General features: G+C 56.4%; 18 protein-coding genes. 11 read left to right on the top strand and 7 right to left on the bottom strand.

Features of this window, described 5'->3' with window-relative positions; translation table 11 throughout:
• Positions 1-284 precede the first annotated feature (284 nt).
• The 4 genes from FHR87_RS09955 to FHR87_RS09940 form a co-directional block, all read right to left on the bottom strand.
• A complete protein-coding gene (locus FHR87_RS09955) occupies positions 285-2699 on the bottom strand; it encodes a TonB-dependent siderophore receptor (RefSeq protein ID WP_183166573.1) in 2415 nt (804 codons plus the stop codon).
• 327 nt (positions 2700-3026) lie between these two features.
• Positions 3027-4049 (bottom strand): FecR family protein, encoded by a 1023-nt coding sequence (locus FHR87_RS09950; protein WP_183166572.1) that lies wholly within the window; start codon positions 4047-4049, stop codon positions 3027-3029.
• A gap of 3 nt (positions 4050-4052) precedes the next feature.
• Entirely contained in the window at positions 4053-4568 is a 516-nt protein-coding gene (locus FHR87_RS09945) for a sigma-70 family RNA polymerase sigma factor (protein WP_183166571.1), read from the bottom strand.
• Positions 4569-4701: 133 nt separating this feature from the next.
• Positions 4702-5589, bottom strand: coding sequence for an EamA family transporter (locus FHR87_RS09940; protein ID WP_183166570.1), 888 nt, complete (start codon positions 5587-5589; stop codon positions 4702-4704).
• Positions 5590-5805: 216 nt separating this feature from the next.
• Here FHR87_RS09940 and speE point away from each other — a divergent pair, with 216 nt between their 5' ends.
• The 7 genes from speE (at position 5806) to FHR87_RS09905 (ending at position 12228) form a co-directional block, all read left to right on the top strand.
• Positions 5806-6666, top strand: coding sequence for a polyamine aminopropyltransferase (speE, locus tag FHR87_RS09935; protein ID WP_183166588.1), 861 nt, complete (start codon positions 5806-5808; stop codon positions 6664-6666).
• 93 nt (positions 6667-6759) lie between these two features.
• A complete protein-coding gene (locus tag FHR87_RS09930) occupies positions 6760-8178 on the top strand; it encodes a circularly permuted type 2 ATP-grasp protein (RefSeq protein ID WP_183166569.1) in 1419 nt (472 codons plus the stop codon).
• Complete coding sequence (locus tag FHR87_RS09925) at positions 8172-9122, top strand: alpha-E domain-containing protein (protein WP_183166568.1); 951 nt, start codon at positions 8172-8174, stop codon at positions 9120-9122. The genes FHR87_RS09930 and FHR87_RS09925 overlap by 7 nt, the downstream gene beginning before the upstream one ends.
• A complete protein-coding gene (locus tag FHR87_RS09920) occupies positions 9119-9928 on the top strand; it encodes a transglutaminase family protein (protein ID WP_183166567.1) in 810 nt (269 codons plus the stop codon). The genes FHR87_RS09925 and FHR87_RS09920 overlap by 4 nt, the downstream gene beginning before the upstream one ends.
• 129 nt (positions 9929-10057) lie before the next feature.
• Positions 10058-10792 (top strand): proteasome-type protease, encoded by a 735-nt coding sequence (locus FHR87_RS09915; RefSeq protein WP_183166566.1) that lies wholly within the window; start codon positions 10058-10060, stop codon positions 10790-10792.
• A gap of 154 nt (positions 10793-10946) precedes the next feature.
• Positions 10947-11282 carry a ribonuclease E inhibitor RraB gene (locus FHR87_RS09910; RefSeq protein ID WP_183166565.1) on the top strand — a complete coding sequence of 112 codons (336 nt, stop codon included), beginning with the start codon at positions 10947-10949 and terminating at the stop codon, positions 11280-11282.
• Positions 11283-11466: 184 nt separating this feature from the next.
• Positions 11467-12228 (top strand): sulfite exporter TauE/SafE family protein, encoded by a 762-nt coding sequence (locus tag FHR87_RS09905; protein WP_183166564.1) that lies wholly within the window; start codon positions 11467-11469, stop codon positions 12226-12228.
• Here FHR87_RS09905 and FHR87_RS09900 read toward each other — a convergent pair.
• Positions 12218-13624, bottom strand: a complete 1407-nt coding sequence (locus FHR87_RS09900) for an MATE family efflux transporter (RefSeq protein WP_183166563.1) — start codon at positions 13622-13624, stop codon at positions 12218-12220. The two genes, FHR87_RS09905 and FHR87_RS09900, sit on opposite strands and share 11 nt — an antisense overlap.
• Before the next feature lie 129 nt (positions 13625-13753).
• Here FHR87_RS09900 and pdxB point away from each other — a divergent pair, with 129 nt between their 5' ends.
• From pdxB to recR, 4 genes are all read left to right on the top strand, one after another.
• A complete protein-coding gene (gene pdxB / locus FHR87_RS09895) occupies positions 13754-14899 on the top strand; it encodes a 4-phosphoerythronate dehydrogenase PdxB (RefSeq protein ID WP_183166562.1) in 1146 nt (381 codons plus the stop codon).
• Positions 14900-14993: 94 nt separating this feature from the next.
• Positions 14994-16988 (top strand): DNA polymerase III subunit gamma/tau, encoded by a 1995-nt coding sequence (gene dnaX, locus FHR87_RS09890; protein ID WP_183166561.1) that lies wholly within the window; start codon positions 14994-14996, stop codon positions 16986-16988.
• Positions 16985-17311 (top strand): YbaB/EbfC family nucleoid-associated protein, encoded by a 327-nt coding sequence (locus tag FHR87_RS09885; protein WP_183166560.1) that lies wholly within the window; start codon positions 16985-16987, stop codon positions 17309-17311. The genes dnaX and FHR87_RS09885 overlap by 4 nt, the downstream gene beginning before the upstream one ends.
• Positions 17312-17405: 94 nt before the next feature.
• Complete coding sequence (recR, locus tag FHR87_RS09880; protein WP_183166559.1) at positions 17406-18005, top strand: recombination mediator RecR; 600 nt, start codon at positions 17406-17408, stop codon at positions 18003-18005.
• Positions 18006-18255: 250 nt separating this feature from the next.
• Here the strand turns inward: recR and FHR87_RS09875 are convergent, their stop codons facing one another.
• Together FHR87_RS09875 and FHR87_RS09870 are read right to left on the bottom strand one after the other, a co-directional pair.
• Complete coding sequence (locus FHR87_RS09875) at positions 18256-18813, bottom strand: pyridoxamine 5'-phosphate oxidase family protein (protein WP_246335963.1); 558 nt, start codon at positions 18811-18813, stop codon at positions 18256-18258.
• A 148-nt stretch (positions 18814-18961) separates the two neighbouring features.
• Entirely contained in the window at positions 18962-19261 is a 300-nt protein-coding gene (locus tag FHR87_RS09870; RefSeq protein WP_183166558.1) for a NifU family protein, read from the bottom strand.
• Positions 19262-19898 lie beyond the last annotated feature (637 nt).

Genomic DNA, 19898 nt, shown 5'->3' with positions numbered 1-19898 from the left:
TCAGGAGAGTGTCGTGGAGGCCGCTTTGCCGATAACGAGGTTTATGATAGCGGGCCGCTGTATTGGCCCGACTTGGATGTGCAGTTGGCTTGCCCGAGTATCACTTGATGCGTCAGCGATTAACTGTATGGTTTCTCGAGTTGGATAGTCAGAATGAAAAAACACGAAAGCAAATAAAGCTTTCGTGTCGGGCAAGTGGTAATCGTGGGAGTCAATTTTATTGTCGCGACGTTAGGTTTGAAGAGTTTGCTGTATAAAACAGCGGTTTTTGCCTGTAATGAATCTTAAAAATCCCAGCGGGTAGTTAGCATCATGTTGCGAGGCTCTCCGTAAGCTTTTGTATTATAATAACCAATGTTAGTATAGTAAAATTTATCAAATAAATTGTTAATGTTAAGAGTGGCGGAAAGTTTATCGGTAATTTGGTATTTGCTCATTAGATTGACTAACCAAAAAGCCTCTTGGTGATTTTGTACAGTTCCCTTAACAGGATTAGAAACATCCATCCAAGTCGTTCCCTGATAATTGGCTCCACCACCAATGGTTAATTTTTTAAATATCCCTGGTAGTCGATAGGTCGTATATGCTTTGAACTGATGTTCGGGGGTTTCAGTAGTTATTTTTCTATTATTGTCATCACGCCGAATCGTCATCCAAGTATAACCTGCCTGGATATTCCAGCCTGGCGTTAATTCACCCGAAACTTCCAACTCCAACCCTTTGGTTTTAGCCTTGATTCCTTGAAAATAGGATTCGTTTCTTTCAGTGTTAAATCCAGCGTATTCGGCACGGTTATCTTCACGAATTTCAAAATAAGCCAAGCTGGCATTCAAACGTCCATTGAACCATTCTCCTTTTATACCCCCCTCATAGCTATCACCTTCATCCGGTTGAAGGATGCCACCATTTTCATCACGATAATTCGATGGCAAGAAGATGCTGGTATAGCTGGCATATAGCGAAAAATTATCGTTGAGATCGTAAACTACACCCGCAAAAGGCGTGACTTCACCGGTCTTTTTGGCATAGACATCCCTGCTCAAGCGGTAATTGGTAACCCGGGCACCTAATGTAAAGGCAAGCTTATCGGTAGGTTTAAGATGAGCTGTGGCATAAACAGCCCGTTGGAGTGTTAATTGATCATTACTGTTTGTGACTGATCCCCAATCGCGCTTGTGGACTTCGCCACTCCAACCATAGAAGTCTTCTATAGTGGATCTAGCCGATCTCCAGTCATTACCTTGCCAATGGTTACGGTAGGCACTGGCTCCAATTACTAGGTCATGTTCGCGACCCAATAATTCAAAGGGGCCACTTGCATAAACTTCCAATGCTTGGCTTTTGGTTTTTCCTCGATAACGACCGGATAAAAGATAAGGATTTTCAGGCCTGCTATAACCTATTGATCCTATTTGTGCATCATAGCCATTGGTTTGGTAGGTATAATAAGCTCTGCTTACCCAACCATTGTCAAAATTATGGTCCAACTGGGTAAAATAAGAACGGCTGAATTGTTCCCAAGCACTCCAACTGGCCCCAGGATTAAAGGAGCGGGACACGTGGACTTCATCACCCTGGGCGTCGAAAAGCGGAATTCCTCCCCAGCTAGAACCGGTTGGGGTACTTTGATTGTAATCGGCGCCGAACGTGAGCAACGTATTTGGAGAAAGATCAACTTCCAGGATGCCATAATAGGCTTTGGTCTGCGTTTTATAGTGATCCATAAAGGAATGCTGATCCTGAAAAGCTCCGACAACTCGGCCCCTAATATTGCCGCTTTCGCTTAAAGGTCCTCCCAAATCCCACTCGGTACGGTAATTATCCCAACGGCCCGCCTCCGCCGTGGCATGTCCGGAAAGTTCATGAGTGGGTTTTTTGCGCACCAGATTAAGAGTAGCTCCAGGCCCGCCGCTGCCAGTGGTGATACCGCTAGCTCCTTTGATAATTTCGATACGATCATAGGCAATCATGTCGCTCAGGGTATTGCCTGAGGAGTATTGGACTAGCCGCTGAATAGGAATGCCATCGTATTGAAAGTTGGTGATGGCAAAACCTCGTGCATAATATTCGGATCGTTCGCTGTCCCGTGAAGTGACCGTGATCCCCGGCGTGTGCTGCATCACTTTGTCGATGCTGGTGAGATTGAAGTCATCCATATGCTGGCGGGTGACCACAGTGACCGTCTGTGGTGTCTCTCGCGGTGTCAGTACCAAACGGGTGGCGGAGGCGACGGTGCCAGGCGTATATGACTTGGTATGTTCGGTGATGGTGCCGAGTGAGTTGTCTTCTACCCGCATGGCATCCAGCTCCATGCTGTTTTCTGCTGACTTATCCGTTTCAGGAACGGCTACCAGTGCGTATCCGTTGGCGCCCCGGACGGCGGCGTAACCGCTGCCTTGCAGAAGCCGGGTGAAGCCTTCCTCGATGCCATAGTTGCCCTGCAGGCCCGGACTGGAAAGACCGGCGACATTCTGTGCCCGGAACAAAATGGCGATACTGGCCTGCTGGGCGAAGCGATTGAGCGCTTCGCCGAGGGGGCCGGCGGGAATGTCGTAGCGGAGGCGGGCGTCTTGGCTGTCGGCGGCCTTGGCCGGCAGCGCCAGGGTGGTGCCCACAACAGAGGAGAAGCCCAGGTGAATGGCCAGGGCCAGGGGCGCGAAGAGGGGGTTGCCGTCCGGGTGGCGCGTTCTTGGGTGCATGGTGGCGGGTTCCTGTCGAATGTCGATATTTCCCTTGACGGACAGAAACAGAAAAGCGGAACAAAATAAGAATTATTTTATTTTCTAGGTGCCAAGGCCCGGATAATTGAGCCCCACCGCATCGCGGCCGGATGAGTTTCCTCAGCCTTTCCGGTCTCCCGTGCCAGGGCCTGTTAATACTACTGTCGCGAGTTCCGGCGCGGCCGTGCCAGTAGCGTCAACAGGTGCTAAGTGAACGACACTTTGCTCGTCTAGCCGGTGTGCGAAACACTGGATGGGTTCGTCCATCCACCCTGCATATCTCCAGGCTTCGAGGTTGACCGGGTTTTACCGGAAACCGCCCTGACGCCGGGGCGCAGCCTGCGCGTCTGGGCTTTCCTCATCCTGCCCGATCAGCACTAGCCAGGGACTGAAAATGCGCACCTGTATTGGCAGCGTTTCGGCAATCAGATTCAGGGCTCGTTGGGGATCGTCCAGGGGCAGTACGGCGGACACACGCAGGTGCTCCAGGGCCTGGCGGTTGAAGTAGAGGAAGCCACTATGCTGGCGGGCCAGTTCGTCGAGCACTTCCGGTAGCGGGCGATCCTGCACGACCAGTTGGTGCCGATTCCAGGCCGCGTCGATGCCGTGCGGGTCGATGCTGGCGTCCAGGCGCACTGTCGACGGGGTGATGAGTGCCTGTTCGCCGGCTACCACTTCGACTTCTGCCGGGGAGGCAGAGCCATGGGCGGCAACGCGCGATTCAAGCATGATCAGCCGGGTGGCGCCGTCCTCGCGGCGGACCAGGAAGCGTGTGCCGAGCGCACGCATCCGGCCGTGCTCGGTCTCGACGACGAACGGCCGCCGGGTATCCGGGGCGACCTCCACAAGAATTTCGCCCTTGAGCAGTTCGATGCGCCGTTGACGAGTGTCGAAGCGCAGGTCGACAGCACTGTTGCCGGCCAGATCGAGACGTGTGTGATCCGCCAGTACCTGGCTGCGCCATTCGCCGGGTGCCGTGCGCAGGTCGGCCAGTAGATAGCCGAACGGGCTGTCGTGCAGTAGCAAGGCGGCGGCTGGCAGGGCGAGGACGAGCAGCAAGAGCAGGGTTTGCAGGCCACGTTTGCCACGTGAGCGTTTACGCTGGCCGAAGGCGGCGTCGAGAGCAGCGTGTGCCGAGGTTTTTTGCGGGCGCAAGGTCTGCATCTGGCCGACAAAGCCTTGCAGGCGTTCGATGGCGGCGGCATGGCGCGGGTCCTGGTTTTTCCAGGCTGCGAAGCGCTGGCGTTCGGCGGCGTCGAGGTCTTCCTCGTTCAGGTGGATCAGCCACTCGGCAGCCTGTTCGCCAATGGCCCGGTCTTCCGGAGTCAAGGTTCAGACGTCCAGAGTCTGCTGGCAGTGCAGGAGCGCATGTACCAGGTGCTTGCGCACCATGCGCTCGGAGATGTCCAGACGCTGGCCGATTTCGGCCTGGGGCAGGCCGTCGAGGAAATAGAGCAAGAATACCTGGCGGGGTTTTTCGCCGAGTCCGTCGAGGACGAAGGTGATCTGCTCCAGAGCTTCCAGGGTGGCGAGGATCTGTTCCGGGGACTGGAAGCCCGCCAGGGCTTCGGCGGTCAGCGTCAGTTCGCGCAGGTAGGCGTTTTCGATCCGCTTGCGGCGGCTGTGGTCGATGAGTAGCCGGCGCGCGGTGGTGGTCAGGTAGGCGCGGGGTTCGCGGAGGTTGCCCAGGGCGGCGTCGCGCGAGGCGAGGATGCGCACGAAGGTATCCTGGGCGAGGTCGGCGGCGTGCTGGGTACAACCCAGTTTTCTGCGCAGCCAGGCGAACAGCCAACCATGGTGTTCGCTGTAGAGATTATGGATGGTTTGCTGGAAAGGCGGCTGTGCCATGGCGGTCGGCAATCCACTCTGCAAAGGCTCGGGAGGATATTGGTGCAATTAAGAAGTGTTCTCATCGTATCAGGCTGGTCATACCGGGCGAAAGTGTGTTTTCGAAGCGTTGACCGACTTATAACCATTCCTTTCAGCCTGGCAGCGAAGGCCAGATCACCAATACCGCACTGATGATAATCAGCAGCAGGCCCAGCCGGTCGCGTCCGGAAACCTGCTCCTTTAGCCAGTGTTGGGACAGCAGCAGGGTGAAGAACACTTCGATCTGCCCAAGCGTCTTCACCAGGCCGACGTTTTCCAAGTTGACGGCGGTGAACCAGCACAGGGAAGCGATGGAACTGGACAGGCTGATGCGTAACACCAGTGATGGCCGGTGCCAGAGCTTGGCCAGAGTGCCGGGATCGCGTAGTGCCAGCCAGGTGACCAGGGATGTGACCTGGATGCCGATGGTCCATAGCAGCGCCCAGGCAGCGGTATGCATGAACGGCAGGGTCAACTGGTGGCAGGCATCGCGTACCCACAGAGTGGTCAGCGCGAAACACAGCCCGCTGGCGAGCCCGAGCAGCAGGGTGGAGAGATCCGTCGAATCGGGTTTGCTCTTGCCTTTCATCAGCCATACGGCGATGGCGCCAACGAGGATGCCCAGCCAACCGAGCAGGCCGAGCTGGGCGCCGAAGAACGCAACACCGAGGATAGCCGCCAGCAGGGCTTCGCTCTTGGCCAGGCCGACGCCAACGGCATAGCTGCGGCGCTGGAAGAGCAGCACCATCAGGATAGTTGCCACGATCTGGGCAAAGGCTGCAGCCATGACGGCGAATACGAAACGGCCGTTAAAGTGAGGGAGTTCGCTGGGTATCGTCAGGTGCAGCAGCAGCAGGTAAAGGCCGGCCAGGGGCATGGCCCAGATGAAACGCGCCAGGGTCACACCGATGGCGCTGACATCGGCGCTGAGCTGTTTCTGTTGGGCGTTACGCAGGGCCTGGGTAAAGGCGGCAAGCAGGGTGAAGGGTATCCAGAGCATGGGGGTGAATTTTTCTATGCCACGGGCTGGATGCCCATGTCGGCCCTCATTATGGCGAGAAATACGGACGATTGGAAAAAGTACAGCCCGAATGTCGTGCTGGCGACCCGCTCCGGTAATTCCATCTACCCTGGTGAGGCACGTAGAATAAGGGTCTTTTCTTCGCGGGCAGGTATGGAAGTGGCCTTGCCGCCCTTGCCGATAAAGGAGACAGCCGTGACCGACTACCAGGAAACCCTCTACGAAGGCTACGGCCAGCGCTTCCGGATGGACAAGCTGCTGCACGAAGTGCGTACCGATCATCAGCATCTGGTGATTTTCGAGAATGCGCGCATGGGGCGCGTCATGGCCCTGGATGGCGTGATCCAGACTACCGAGGCCGACGAGTTCATCTATCACGAAATGCTCGCCCATGTACCGCTGTTCGCCCACGGGCAGGCGAAGCGCGTGCTGATCATCGGTGGCGGTGATGGCGGCATCCTGCGCGAAGTGGCCAGGCATGGGGAGGTCGAGCACATCACCATGGTCGAAATCGACCGTGCCGTGGTCGATATGTGCAAGCAATTTTTACCCCAGCACTCTAGCGGTGCCTTCGATGATCCGCGTTTGCAACTGGTGATCGATGATGGGATGCGTTTCGTTGCGACCAGCGACGATAAGTTCGACGTGATCATCTCGGATTCGACCGATCCCATCGGGCCGGGTGAGGTGCTGTTTTCCGAGAATTTCTATCAAGCCTGCCGGCGCTGCCTGAACGATGGCGGCATTCTGGTCACCCAGAACGGCACGCCGTTCATGCAACTCGATGAGGTGCGCACGACTGCCCAGCGCATGACGGGCCTGTTCCGTGACTGGCATTTCTACCAGGCAGCGATTCCCACCTATATCGGCGGCGCCATGACCTTTGCCTGGGGCGCCTGTGACCCGGCGCAGCGCACGCTGCCTTTGGCAACCCTGCGTCAGCGTTTTGTTGCCAGCGGTATCACTACGCGCTACTACAACTCCGATATTCACCAGGGAGCCTTTGCCCTGCCGCAATACGTGCTGCAGGCGATCGGCAAGTCACACAACGGTTGATTCCCTGGTGTCGAAAACCCGTTCGATGAGTCAAGCTGACTGACATACTGCGGTGCTTGCACCGCAGGGCCCCGATTGGACAAGGAATCGCGCATGAGCCGCAGTTTTTACGATGAGATGTACGATGCGAACGGCGAGTGCCGGCCGCATTATCAGGAATTTGCCCGCTGGCTGGCGGAAACGCCGCCCGATATCCTGGCCCAGCGCCGGCGCGAGGCCGATCTTCTGTTCCACCGGGCCGGTATCACCTTCACGCTCTATGGCGACAAGCAGGGCACTGAACGCCTGATTCCTTTCGATACCATCCCGCGCAGCATTCCGGCCAGCGAATGGCGCATGGTCGAGGCTGGCTGTATCCAGCGTGTGAAAGCGCTCAACCTGTTTCTGGCCGATCTGTATCACGAACAGCGCATTCTCAAGGCCGGGATCATCCCGCCGGAGCAGGTGCTGGCCAACGACTGCTATCAGATGGCCATGCAGGGACTCGATCTGTACCGTGACATTTATGCGCATATCGCCGGTGTTGATCTGGTGCGCGATGGCGACGGTACCTACTACGTGCTGGAAGATAATCTGCGCACGCCGAGCGGTGTCAGCTACATGCTGGAAGACCGCAAGATGATGATGCGGCTGTTTCCCGAATTGTTCGCCGCCCAACGCATCGCACCGATCAACCACTACCCGAACCTGCTGCTGGAAACCCTGAAGAGCGCCAGTCCGCTGGACAATCCCTGCGTCGTCGTATTGACCCCGGGGCGCTATAACAGCGCTTACTTCGAGCATGCCTTCCTGGCCCGTGAAATGGGCGTCGAGCTGGTGGAAGGCGCGGATATGTTCGTGCGTGACGACAAGGTCTACATGCGCACTACAGCTGGCGCAGTTCAGGTCGATGTCATCTACCGCCGCCTGGACGATGGCTTCCTCGATCCGCTGGCGTTCAGTGCAGATTCGGTGCTTGGCGTACCCGGTCTCCTGTCGGCGTATCGCAGCGGCAATGTGACCCTGGCCAATGCCATCGGCACCGGGGTGGCAGACGACAAGTCGGTCTATCCCTTCGTCCCGGACATGATCCGCTTTTACCTGAGCGAAGAGCCGATTCTCTCTAACGTGCCGACCTGGCAGTGTCGCAAGCCCGACGAGCTGTCGCACGTACTGGCCCATCTACCGGAGCTGGTGGTCAAGGAAACCCAGGGCTCTGGCGGCTACGGCATGTTGGTCGGGCCGGCGGCGAGCAGCAAGGAGATCGAGGCCTTTCGGGCTCGTCTGAAGGCCAACCCGGCAGCTTATATCGCCCAGCCCACGCTGAGCCTGTCGACCTGCCCGACCTTTGTCGAGAACGGCATCGCACCGCGGCACATCGACTTGCGCCCGTTCGTGTTGAGCGGCCAGGAAACCCGCCTGGTTCCCGGCGGCCTGACCCGCGTGGCGCTGCGCGAAGGCTCGCTGGTGGTCAATTCGTCGCAAGGCGGCGGCACCAAGGACACCTGGATTGTGGAGGATTGCGAATGCTGAGCCGTACCGCCGATGATCTCTACTGGATGTCGCGCTATCTGGAGCGCGCGGAAAACCTCGCTCGGACGCTCGATGTCAGCTATTCGCTGTCGTTGATGCCGCAGGGCGGTCTGGGCGATGGCCTGGACGAGCTAGCCATGCCGCTGCTGATCAGCGGAACCATGAACGAATACCTGAAACGTCACGGCCAGCTGAATGCTGACCGTATCCTGCATTTCTTTGCCCTCGATGCAGAAAATCCGGCCAGCCTGTACAACTGCCTGAGTGCGGCACGCAGCAGCGCGCATGCCGTACGCGGGCGGATCACCGCGGACATGTGGGAAAACATCAACGCGACCTGGCTGGAAATGCGCAGCATTGCCGAGCAGGGGCTGGGGCACTATGGCGTCAGCCGTTTCTGCGAATGGGTCAAGGAGCGCTCGCACCTTTTCCGTGGTGCCACTGTCGGCACCATCATGCGCAGCGATGCCTATCACTTTATCCGCCTGGGTACGTTCATCGAACGTGCCGACAATACCCTGCGGCTACTCGATGCCCGCTACAAGCTGCTGGGCGAGGACAGCGAGGACCACGACGACCGTTCGGCACGGGCCTACTATCAGTGGAGTGCCTTGCTCCGGGCGTTGTCTTCCTTCGAAGCGTTCGCCGAGCTTTATCGCGGTTCGCCGCGGGCGCGCAAGGTGGCTGAGCTATTGTTGCTGCGTGCGGATGTGCCGCGCTCGCTGAGTTCCTGCCTGGAAGAAATGCAAAAGATCCTTGCCGGCATGCCTGGTGACAACGGTCGTCCGGCGCAGCGCCTGGTGGCTGAGCTGGATGCACGGGTTCGCTACACCGTAATCGATGAAGTTTTCGAGCATGGCCTGCACGACTGGATCATCGAGTCCATCGACCAGATGCATCGCTTGGGTAACGCCATCCACAGCGCTTATCTGGAGGCAGCATGAAACTTTCCATTAGCCACGATACTGCCTACTACTATGAAGATCAGGTTCGCGCCAGCATCCAGTATCTGCGCCTGACTCCGCAGGAAAGCCCACGCCAGCGCGTGCTTGGCTGGCAGTTGGACCTGCCGCGCCCGGCCCAGGTCCAGGTCGATCCCTACGGCAATATCCTGCATGTACTGACTCTCGACGAGCCGCACGACACGATCCGGATTCATGCTAGCGGCCAGGTCGATATCGACGAAGCCTGCGAGGCCGAGCGTTATGATGGCTCGCCCTTGCCGTTCCTGCGTTCGACGCATCTGACCCAGGCCGACCAGGCTTTGCGCCAGTTCGCCTTGCGCAATGTGGGTGAGCAGCGTGACCGTGCCGCCCTTGGCAATCTGATGCTAGCGCTGCGCGAGCATATGGCCTATACCCCTGGCTCGACCCACGTGGAAAGCACTGCCGCCGAAGCTTTTGCCGGTTGCGCCGGGGTCTGCCAGGATCACACCCATGCCTTTCTTGCCTGCCTGCGCACCCTGGGAATCCCCGCTCGCTATGTCTCTGGCTACTTGTTTACCGATGATTGCGGGCATGTGGCTAGTCACGCCTGGGCCGAGGCCTGGTTGAATGGTGCCTGGTACAGTTTCGACATTACCAACCGGCTGAACAAACCGGAGCGCCATCTGAAGCTTGCAGTGGGCATGGATTACCTGGATGCCTGCCCGGTGCGTGGTATGCGGCGGGGCGGTGGCTACGAAAAAATGCATGCACATGTGATCGTATCGCCTGCGGAAATTCAGATCGTGCAACAACAGCAGCAATAGTCGCTAGAGGTCGCCCATGCTGTGTTTGACCGCAAGCAAACGATCATGTGGCCTGGCGTTTACCGTTATCATCGATGTGTCAATGCCTTTCGCAGTGTTTTCCAAGGCTTGACCAGGAACAGTAGTCTTATGACCTATTGCGTCGCAATGAGCCTGGCCGATGGGCTCGTTTTCGTTTCCGACTCGCGAACCAACGCCGGGGTCGATCACATTGCCACTTTTCGCAAGCTGTACACTTTCGGCACGCCAGGCGAGCGGCTGATCGTGTTGCAGACAGCTGGCAATCTGGCTACCTCGCAATCGGTGATCAATTTGCTGCGCTTGCGCCTGCGTGGCGAAGGAGCCCATCTACTCAATGTTCCGAGCCTGTTCGAGGCGGCTCGCCTGGTCGGCGAGACGATGCGCGAGATCACCGAGCACGACGCGGCGGCTGCCGCGAACAGTGGCATCGACATGGGGTGTTCTTTTTTGTTGGCGGGTCAGATCAAGGACGAGCCACCGGCTCTGTTCAATCTCTATCCCCAGGGTAATTTCATTTCCGCTACGCCAGATACGCCGTATTTCCAGATTGGCGAAAGCAAGTACGGCAAGCCCATCATCGATCGTGCCTTACGGTTCGATACCTGTCTCGACCAGGCGCTTCGCTGTGCCTTGATTTCCTTCGATTCAACCATTCGCAGCAATCTGTCAGTAGGTATGCCACTGGATGTGATGGTGTATCGTAAGGACACGCTTACTGTGCCGAGAGGCTATCGTATAGTCGATGGTGATCGCTATTTCGAGGGCGTACGAGAGCAGTGGAGCGATGGCCTGCGTAACTTGCTGGTGAGTCTGCCGGCGCCGCCGGAAGGTTATCTGGAGTAGCCGTGGTCTGGTAGCACTGCCGCGCACTGATCCGGTAGCGTGGTTGCCGATGTAAGCCGAATGTGGCCATTCGACCAGGTGCCTGAAATCGAACCAAAACAGATCCGTGTGGTTTTCAAGAAAGTAAGCACTCATCGCCAGAAAGGAGGTTTCTATGGGTAGCATCTCCTACGAGGATGTCAGTGGTACCGTTCTGCGCCAGATGAAGGAGAGTGGTTTCGACTTTGCCCGTATCCATGCGATCGATTTCTACGCGATCTTTCCCGATGAGGATCGGGCGCGACAGGTCGCCAGCAGATTTCGTGGTGAATCCATCAACACTCAGGTCTTTCCGCGCGACGATGGCGGCTGGAACCTGCAGGTCAGCAAGATCATGTATGCCACCTACGATGGCATCGATGGTTTCGAGCAGAACCTGGAGGGGCTCGTCGAGCCCTTGGGTGGCGTACTGGATGGATGGGGCGTAACTCAGGAAATAGAAGAGTTGTAGCTGAGTTGCAGCGGGCTGGTATAAAGCCGCTTTACAGAATCAAACCCCGAGGAGGAAGGGATCTCGAAGCGGCTTTGCAGATTCTTCCGCAGTAATTTGCCGCATGGCCAGCATGCATGGCCATGCGGTTCCGCTCTCGCGAGGCCAATGCAGGATTCAGGCGCTCGTTTCGAAGGATTTCCCCATGTTTGTGCTTGAAGTGCTGATGAATCTGGGTCTTGGCCTGGTCCTGGGAGCTTTGGGGGGGCTGTTCGGTATTGGCGGTGGATTGTTGGCGATTCCTCTTATGGGCGTGGTATTCGGTATGGATCAGCAACTGGCCCAGGGCACGGCGCTGGTCATGGTGGCACCCAATGTGATGCTGGCCCTGTGGCGTTACCATCAGCATAACCATATCGATATTCGCCACGCCCTGGCGTTGGCCTTGCCGAGTTTCTGCTGTTCCATCCTCGGTTCGCTCATGGCGATATCGCTGGATGCCGGAGTCATGCGCATTATCTTCGTTCTGTTTTTGCTGGTGTTGGCCGCCTATAGTCTATTCCAGGCGCTGCGACCGGCTGTGAGCAAAGGCAATGGCGGTTTTCGTTATCCCTGGTGGCCGTGGTTTCTTGTCATAGGTGGTGGTTCAGGAGCCATGGGCGGGCTTTTCGCCGTAGGCGGATCGTTGGTGGCCACGCCGTTGCTTACTACGCTGTTTGGCGCTTCCCAGGTCATTGCCCAAGGGCTTGCGCTATCGCTGGCAGTACCCAGCACCCTGGTTGCGTTGTTCACCTATGCCATGCATGGCGAAGTGAATTGGCGGATGGCCATACCGCTGGCCATTGGCGGTCTGATCACCATCAGCTTTGGGGTGAAACTGGCTCACACGCTGCCCGAACGGATGTTGCGTATGCTGTTCAGCGGTTTTTTGGTAGTCAGTGCAATGGTTCTGATGCTCAAGATCTGAGCGGAGCCGGATTGATCGCTGCGTTGTCTTGAGGCTCGTTGCGCAGCAGGATTTCCCGCCGTGCCCTGTGCGACAGGCGCATACCCAGCAACAGGGCCGCACAGCTCAGGCCGACGATCAGGCCTTGCCAGAGTCCATATGGACCGCTGGCCGGGCCGAACCAGTCGGTCAGGCCAAGAATCGCGCCTATGGGTAAACCGATTCCCCAGTAGGCGATGAGTGTAAGCAGCATGATCATGCGCGTGTCCTGGTAGCCGCGCAACGCACCGGCAGCGGTGATCTGCAGGCCATCGGAGAACTGGAACAGCGCTGCAAGCAGCAACAGACCGGATGCCACGGCGATGATCTGCGGATCGGAGGTATAAAGACTGGCGATCCGTTCGCTCAGCAAGGCGATGCAACTGGCGGACACACCGGCATAGCAAAGGGCTGTCCCCATCCCGACCTTGGCGATGAACAAGGCATCGCCAGGCGCCTGGCGACCGAGCGCCTGGCCCACTCGGACGGTGACAGCCATGCCAAGTGACAGCGGGATCATGAACACTACTGAGGTAACGCTCAAGGTAACCTGGTGGCCCGCCACCGGTGCTTCGCCCAGCCCGGCAACCAATAGCGCGATGACCGAAAATACGCTGACTTCGGCAAGAATTGCCACGCCGATCGGCAAGCCTATCGATAGCAGACGGCCAAGGTGCGGCCAGGACGGCCAATCAAAACGCTGGAATAGCCGGCATGGCCGGTAATAATCGGCATACCGTACCCAGAACAGCATGCCGCCCAGCATGAATAGCATTGCCCAGGCGGTCGCCCAGCCACAACCCACTGCGCCCATGGCGGGCAGACCAAGCTTGCCGTGGATGAGGCAGTAATTCAGTGGGATATTCAGCAGCAGCCCGCAGATACCGGTCACCATGCCGGGCCGGGAATGCCCCAGGCCATCGCTGAGGCAGCGCAGCACCTGATACAGCGCCATCGCCGGAAAACCACAGGCCAGGGCACGCAGATAGGCTATAGTCAGCGCGCTCAGGCTGTCCTCGATCTGCATCAGATGCAGGATGGGTTGCGCATTCCATAACAGGGCAGTGCACAGGCTGCCGATAACGATGCCCAGCCAGGCAGCCTGGCGGACCAAGGGGCCGATCCGTTCGGAATGGTTTTTACCGAAGTACCGCGCCACACTCAACGTGGTGGCCAGCAGGGTACCGTTCATCAAGAGAAAGACCGGTAGCCACAGTGAATTGCCCAGCGCCACGGCGGCCAGATCCTTCGCGCCGACCTGCCCGGCCATCAGCGTATCGGCAAAGCCCATGGCTGTGCCGGCCAACTGGGCAATCATGATTGGAGTAGCGAGGGCGATAAGGGCGCGCAACTCGCTGCGCAGCCGTCCGGCATTCATGTCCGGGATTACCTGGATCCGGGAAAGTCGCGCAGTCTACGCTGTGTCCGACGGTGCCGGAAGGCTTGAATAGCGGTAATCTGCAACCCATAGCGTACAGGTTATCAGCAGCTTTTCCCGGAGCCATCCATGCGCATACTTGCCGATGAAAACATTCCCCTGGTCGATGCTTTTTTTGGTGGGTTCGGTGACATTCGCCGAATGCCCGGTCGAGCCATCGAACGCTCCGCCGTGGCTGGCTGCGATGTCTTGCTGGTGCGCTCGGTGACTCAAGTCGACCGTGAGCTTTTGCAAGGCTCAGCTGTACGTTTCATCGGCACCTGTACCATCGGTACCGATCATCTCGACCTGGATTATCTGGCCCAATCCGGAATTGCCTGGGCCAGCGCGCCCGGTTGCAATGCGCGCGGCGTGGTGGATTACGTGCTCGGCAGCCTGTTGACTCTGGCGGAGCAGGAGGACATCGAGCTGGCTTCGCGTACCTATGGTGTCGTTGGTGCAGGGCAGGTGGGTGGGCGCCTGGTCGAGGTCTTGCGCACCCTGGGCTGGAATCTGCTGGTTTGTGACCCGCCCCGGCAGGCAAGCGAAGTGGCAGGCGATTTCGTGACGCTTGAACGCATTCTCGATGAATGCGACGTGATCAGCGTGCATACACCGCTGACTTCGCAGGGTGATAATCCCACCTTTCACCTGTTCGATGCGAAAACCCTGGCCCGGCTGCGTCCCGGCGCCTGGCTGATCAACGCCAGCCGCGGGGCTGTGGTCGATAATCACGCGCTGTGCGACTTGCTGCTGCAACGCTCGGATCTGGGCGTGGTATTGGATGTCTGGGAAGGAGAGCCGGAGGTCGATACCGATTTAGCCGGACTCTGCCGGATTGCCACACCGCATATCGCTGGCTACAGCCTCGATGGCAAATTGCGTGGTACCGGGCAGATCTACCAGGCTTTTTGCGCATACCTGGGCGTCGCGCCGGTAGTGAATCTCGCTGCGCTCATGCCGGCACCGGCGCTGAGCAGCCTGAGTTTCAGCAAGAACACCACCGCGCAGGAGCTGCTGGCGATTCTGTGCCGGGCAGTCTACGACCCGCGCCGCGACGATGCCGATTTTCGCCGCGTCCTGGCAGGTGATGCGACAGACCGCAAAGCGGGCTTCGATGCACTGCGCAAGCACTATCCGGTCCGTCGTGAAACCGATGGGCTACGTGTGATGCTGGAGGATGCCGATCCGGCGTTGACGACGGTCGTCCGTGCGCTGGGCGCCACATTGTGCTGAGGCGGTTTTCTGGCTGGCGGTGCCCTTGCAGATGCAATTTGCGGCCTGCTTCGCTAGGATTGCGCATTCCCGTGTTACATCCCGCGATGGTGATATGAGTTATCAGGTTCTTGCTCGAAAATGGCGTCCGCGCTCGTTTCGCGAAATGGTCGGGCAGACCCATGTGCTCAAGGCCTTGATCAATGCACTGGATAACCAGCGCCTGCACCATGCCTATCTTTTTACGGGGACCCGCGGCGTTGGCAAGACCACCATTGCACGGATCATCGCCAAGTGCTTGAACTGCGAGACAGGTGTCAGCTCGACGCCTTGCGGGCAGTGCTCGGTCTGCCGGGAAATCGATGAAGGGCGTTTCGTCGACCTGATCGAGGTGGACGCAGCGAGCCGGACCAAGGTCGAAGATACCCGTGAGCTGTTGGATAACGTTCAGTACGCGCCGACCCGTGGCCGTTACAAGGTATACCTCATCGATGAGGTACACATGCTCTCCACGCATTCATTCAATGCGTTGCTCAAGACCCTTGAAGAACCGCCGCCGCACGTCAAGTTCCTGCTGGCTACCACCGATCCACAGAAGCTGCCGGTAACCATCCTGTCGCGCTGCCTGCAGTTCGCCCTGAAGAATATGCCGCCCGAGCGCGTGGTCGAGCACTTGAGCCATGTGCTCGGTGTCGAAGGCATTCCCTTCGAGCAGGATGCCCTCTGGCTGTTGGGACGTGCTGCCGACGGCTCGATGCGCGACGCCATGAGTCTTACCGACCAGGCTATTGCCTTCGGTGAAGGCAAGGTATTGGCAGCAGATGTGCGAACGATGCTGGGCACACTCGATCATGGCCAGGTGTATGAGGTACTGCAGGCATTGCTGGAAGGCGATGCCCGAGAAATGCTGGAGGTGGTGCAGCGATTGGCGGAGCAGGGACCGGACTGGGCCGGTGTCCTGGCCGAAATGCTCAATGTGCTGCATCGGATAGCCATCGCCCAATTGTTGCCGGATGCGGTGGATAATGGCCAGGGCGACCGTGAGCGCGTATTGGCTCTGGCCCAGGCATTGCCTGCCGAAGACATACAATTCTATTACCAGATGGGGTTGATCGGCCGGCGCGACCTGCCGCTGGCGCCTGACTCGCGCAGTGGTTTCGAAATGGTGCTGCTGCGCATGCTGGCGTTTCGTCCGGCCGATGCGCCAGGTGCTCCGAAAACCTCGCTAAAGCACTTGAGGATCAGCCCGGCCACGACTGATTCTCTTATTGGTCCGGTGGCCGCAGCGGCTATGCAGCCGCAAACTGCAAGCGGCTCTGACTCGACAGGGCAGAGCCATCCGGTTCCGCGAGGCGCAAGCGAAAAGGTACAGGAAATTCCTGCTGCTCCAGCGAACGAAGCCATCGTCGCTAGCGACCCATTACCGAATGTCGAGAAAGTCGATGTACCGTGGGACGAACCACCAACAATAGCTATCGTTACTGCTAATGAAGAATGGGTCGCCCCCCCGTTTGATGGCGCATTGCTGGAGCCAGTAGCTTGTGCCGAGCCGGTAGAGAGGCTCGATGATGAAGAGCCGCAGTTGACCGACGAAGATTATTTTGAAGTGGCAACCCAGGCTGAAGCTTGTCTCGAATATTTCAACGCTGAGCCCGAGGTACGGCCTGAGCTGCCACAACTTGCCGCCCAGCCCGCGGTCGGCCTGGCGGCAGAGTGGATCGCACTGCTACCCAAGCTGGGCTTGTCCGGTTTGACTGCCAGTATTGCGGCAAACTGCACGCTGGTTTCGGTGCAGGAAGATTGCTGGTTGCTGCATCTGGATCCCGAGCAAAGTTCGCTTTTCAACGCAACCCAGCAGCGCCGATTGGTCGAGGCATTGAATCAATATCATGGACGCCCGCTCAAGATGGATATCCAGCTGTGCAAGCCGCAGCAGGAAACCCCGGCCCAGGCCGCTGCACGTCGGCGCCAGGAGCGGCAACGCGCTGCCGAGTTATCCATTCGATCAGATCCACTGGTGCAAGAGTTGATGGCTCAGTTTTCTGCGACCATCCGCGATGGCACCATCGAACCCCTGGAACATTCCGACCCCCGAGGTGATATCTCATGATGAAAGGTGGCATGGCCGGCCTGATGAAGCAGGCGCAGCAGATGCAGGAAAAAATGCAGAAGATGCAGGAAGAGCTGGCAAATGCCGAAGTGATCGGGCAGTCCGGCGCCGGTCTGGTCAGTGTAACGATGAATGGCCGGCATGATGTCAAACGCGTTGCTCTCGATGACAGCCTGATGCAGGAAGACAAGGAAGTGCTCGAAGATCTCATTGCCGCGGCAGTGAACGATGCCGTACGCAAGATCGAGCAGAACAATCAGGAGAAAATGGCTGGAATGACCGCTGGCATGCAGTTGCCACCCGGTTTCAAAATGCCGTTCTGAGCAGATTGTAAACTTCAAGTCTGCGGGTTAAAACGCAAGAGCTTGGTAGAGTAAGCATCACAATTTTGATTTGTGCAGCCTGCCCGGGAGACCGATGAGTTTTAGCCCGCTTATCCAGCAATTGATCGATGCTCTGCGCATTCTTCCCGGAGTCGGGCGCAAGAGTGCCCAGCGCATGGCCTTGCATTTGCTCGAACGCGATCGCAGCGGAGGATTGCGCTTGGCCCAGGCGCTATCTACGGCGATGGAAGGTGTCGGTTATTGCCGTCAATGCCGAACGCTAAGTGAAAACGAGCTGTGCCAACAATGTGCCGACCCGGCGCGTGACGCTGGCCTGCTTTGCATCGTACAGAGCCCTATGGATGTCTTCGCGGTCGAGCAGACCGGCTATCGTGGGCGCTATTTTGTACTCAAGGGACAACTTTCTCCCCTCGATGGTTTGGGGCCTGAAGCCATTGGTATTCCCGAACTGCTCGAACGGATCGACAACGGGGCGTTCGGCGAAGTGATCCTGGCGACCAACCCAACTGTGGAAGGCGAAGCAACAGCTTATTATATTGCTCAATTGCTCGCTCCCAAGGGGCTGGTCATCAGCCGCATCGCCCATGGTGTTCCATTGGGAGGGGAGCTGGATCTGGTAGACGGCGGTACTTTGGCACACGCCCTGGCAGGAAGGCAGCCCGTCCGGTTCTGATAGGGGCGCAGTCAGAAAAGACACTGTTCCGATCGGCTGCCTTCAACAGTTTTTTTGTTTATTTTCAACTGAGTTCCAGGACATCTGAAAGACCAGTGGGTGGCCGAGCGTGGAAGCACCCGGCCAATTACCCATTCATTCTTTACCCCAAGCGAAACTTCAAAATGTCATCTGGCATTTCAATATGTGGAAGATTTCGGGGATCGGGTTCTGGTGGTAGAACCTGATAGCGAATAGGAATGACACCTGCTCATGATGGAAACTCATAGTCTTCCTCATCATCCTGGGGTGGTCCCGTCCGGATTTTACAAGATGCTTCTGTGATCGACATCGACGCTACAGCTGTAGCCTTGATCTCTTTTGGATGAACCGGACGCAAGCGCTCCCATTCTTTTGGGATCAAGCCATTAACGAAGTTTTTCAGTTTCTCTGTCTTGACCGCTTCATCAGTGATCAGCTCTGCTCGCCCCACCAGCATCACTGAACGAAAGTTACAATTGAAATTGTAGGCCGAGCGCGCTATCACCAAGCCGTCCAGTAGCGATACCGTCATGCAGATATCCTGTTGCTCCAGGACTTTGAACATACGTCCTGCTGCTGAACCGTGCCAATATACTCGATCACCTTCTCTCCAGAAAAAGGTGGGGGTAACGAAGGGAACCCCATTGATCATGCAACCCACATGCGCCAGAGGTACTGCATCGAGTATTTCCTCTACGGTTTCACGATCATATCGGGCTAGCCAATTATATCGCTTGACGTGAGTACGAGCACTCGGTGCTTCTTGCTTGATTTTATCTTCGCTCATTAGTTTTCCTTGGAACCCAGCCAATCTGCCATATGAATATTCATGGCATTCGCTTGGCATGAATTCAGTAAATTACTTTATACATGCTCAGTCTAGATAAGTAGTTATTCGAAATAGCTTCTTTTCGTAATGAATAACTAATGAATAACTATTGCTTCAGTTCGGGTAGTACCAGTATTGGCTCGTTCTCTCCTAGTGCGAGCATCAAGTGCCGACGAATACCTCCCAAGGTTTCTCCTGCTGCGGTACATCCGGCGCAGACACCTTTTAGCCTCAAGCGTACTTTGTATCCGTCAATTGCAACGATTTCCATATCACCGCCATCTGCCTGTAGGTTAGGACGTAATTTTTCGATTGTTTCGGTAATGATTTTAAATCGTGCTTCTTCACTAAGAGATGACACTGAAGAATTTGAATCGATAGCTTCTTCTTTAAGAATATTTTTCATGAGGTCATTCCTTCATGTAAGAGAAATAATTGAATTGATATTCTATTTATTTGTTAATGGCAGATTTGGATATTTATAAAAATAGCACTTTGGCTTTTTATCGACTGAATCTAGCAGTAAATATGCCATTTATTGTTGATGGGTATTGTTTTGCATGAGGTATAGGATTTTTGTGGAAACGACATGACTTATATTTTATTGATTTATAAGTGTTTATTGAGTGTGTTTGGTTTGTGGGGTAATGCGTATGAAAATATCCAACCGGTGATTGGTTGAATTGTACGGGGACTGTATATTCCAGAAAAAAATTAACATGTATGTAGATTTAATTTAAAAAATATCTTGATGGTTCTGGATCGTCCCAATCCCTTGATTGGGATTAATTCGTTGTGTAAGTTTTCTTTTATTCCATGACGTCATAAGATTTTGAATGATCTGTAAATATTGCCAGCTTGTAAGGGGAATTTTACGATTTTGCGCATAACTATTGATGATGCTGATCGATGTCATGTTGAAAAGCGTTGAAATATCGTTTTATCTAGTAGTATAGGTTTATTGAGGTTATGTGTGGAAAGTTAAAGTTCCCCTGTGAACAAAATACTAATTTGTAACTTTTCTAATTATATGGTTCAGTATT

It is taken from the genome of Azomonas macrocytogenes, from assembly GCF_014191985.1.
Lineage (GTDB): Bacteria > Pseudomonadota > Gammaproteobacteria > Pseudomonadales > Pseudomonadaceae > Azomonas > Azomonas macrocytogenes.
The sequence above is the reverse complement of the archived record's forward strand: the minus strand, read 5'-3'. Positions and strand labels throughout refer to the sequence as shown.

Coding starts and splice junctions, on each gene's coding strand:
- FHR87_RS09945 (WP_183166571.1), bottom strand. CDS start 4,568: ATGGCACAGCCGCCTTTCCAGCAAACCATCCATAATCTCTACAGCGAA.
- pdxB (WP_183166562.1), top strand. CDS start 13,754: ATGCGCATACTTGCCGATGAAAACATTCCCCTGGTCGATGCTTTTTTT.
- FHR87_RS09910 (WP_183166565.1), top strand. CDS start 10,947: ATGGGTAGCATCTCCTACGAGGATGTCAGTGGTACCGTTCTGCGCCAG.
- FHR87_RS09930 (WP_183166569.1), top strand. CDS start 6,760: ATGAGCCGCAGTTTTTACGATGAGATGTACGATGCGAACGGCGAGTGC.
- FHR87_RS09885 (WP_183166560.1), top strand. CDS start 16,985: ATGATGAAAGGTGGCATGGCCGGCCTGATGAAGCAGGCGCAGCAGATG.
- FHR87_RS09915 (WP_183166566.1), top strand. CDS start 10,058: ATGACCTATTGCGTCGCAATGAGCCTGGCCGATGGGCTCGTTTTCGTT.
- FHR87_RS09940 (WP_183166570.1), bottom strand. CDS start 5,589: ATGCTCTGGATACCCTTCACCCTGCTTGCCGCCTTTACCCAGGCCCTG.
- FHR87_RS09955 (WP_183166573.1), bottom strand. CDS start 2,699: ATGCACCCAAGAACGCGCCACCCGGACGGCAACCCCCTCTTCGCGCCC.
- FHR87_RS09900 (WP_183166563.1), bottom strand. CDS start 13,624: ATGAATGCCGGACGGCTGCGCAGCGAGTTGCGCGCCCTTATCGCCCTC.
- recR (WP_183166559.1), top strand. CDS start 17,406: ATGAGTTTTAGCCCGCTTATCCAGCAATTGATCGATGCTCTGCGCATT.
- FHR87_RS09875 (WP_246335963.1), bottom strand. CDS start 18,813: ATGAGCGAAGATAAAATCAAGCAAGAAGCACCGAGTGCTCGTACTCAC.
- FHR87_RS09870 (WP_183166558.1), bottom strand. CDS start 19,261: ATGAAAAATATTCTTAAAGAAGAAGCTATCGATTCAAATTCTTCAGTG.
- dnaX (WP_183166561.1), top strand. CDS start 14,994: ATGAGTTATCAGGTTCTTGCTCGAAAATGGCGTCCGCGCTCGTTTCGC.
- FHR87_RS09920 (WP_183166567.1), top strand. CDS start 9,119: ATGAAACTTTCCATTAGCCACGATACTGCCTACTACTATGAAGATCAG.
- FHR87_RS09905 (WP_183166564.1), top strand. CDS start 11,467: ATGTTTGTGCTTGAAGTGCTGATGAATCTGGGTCTTGGCCTGGTCCTG.
- FHR87_RS09925 (WP_183166568.1), top strand. CDS start 8,172: ATGCTGAGCCGTACCGCCGATGATCTCTACTGGATGTCGCGCTATCTG.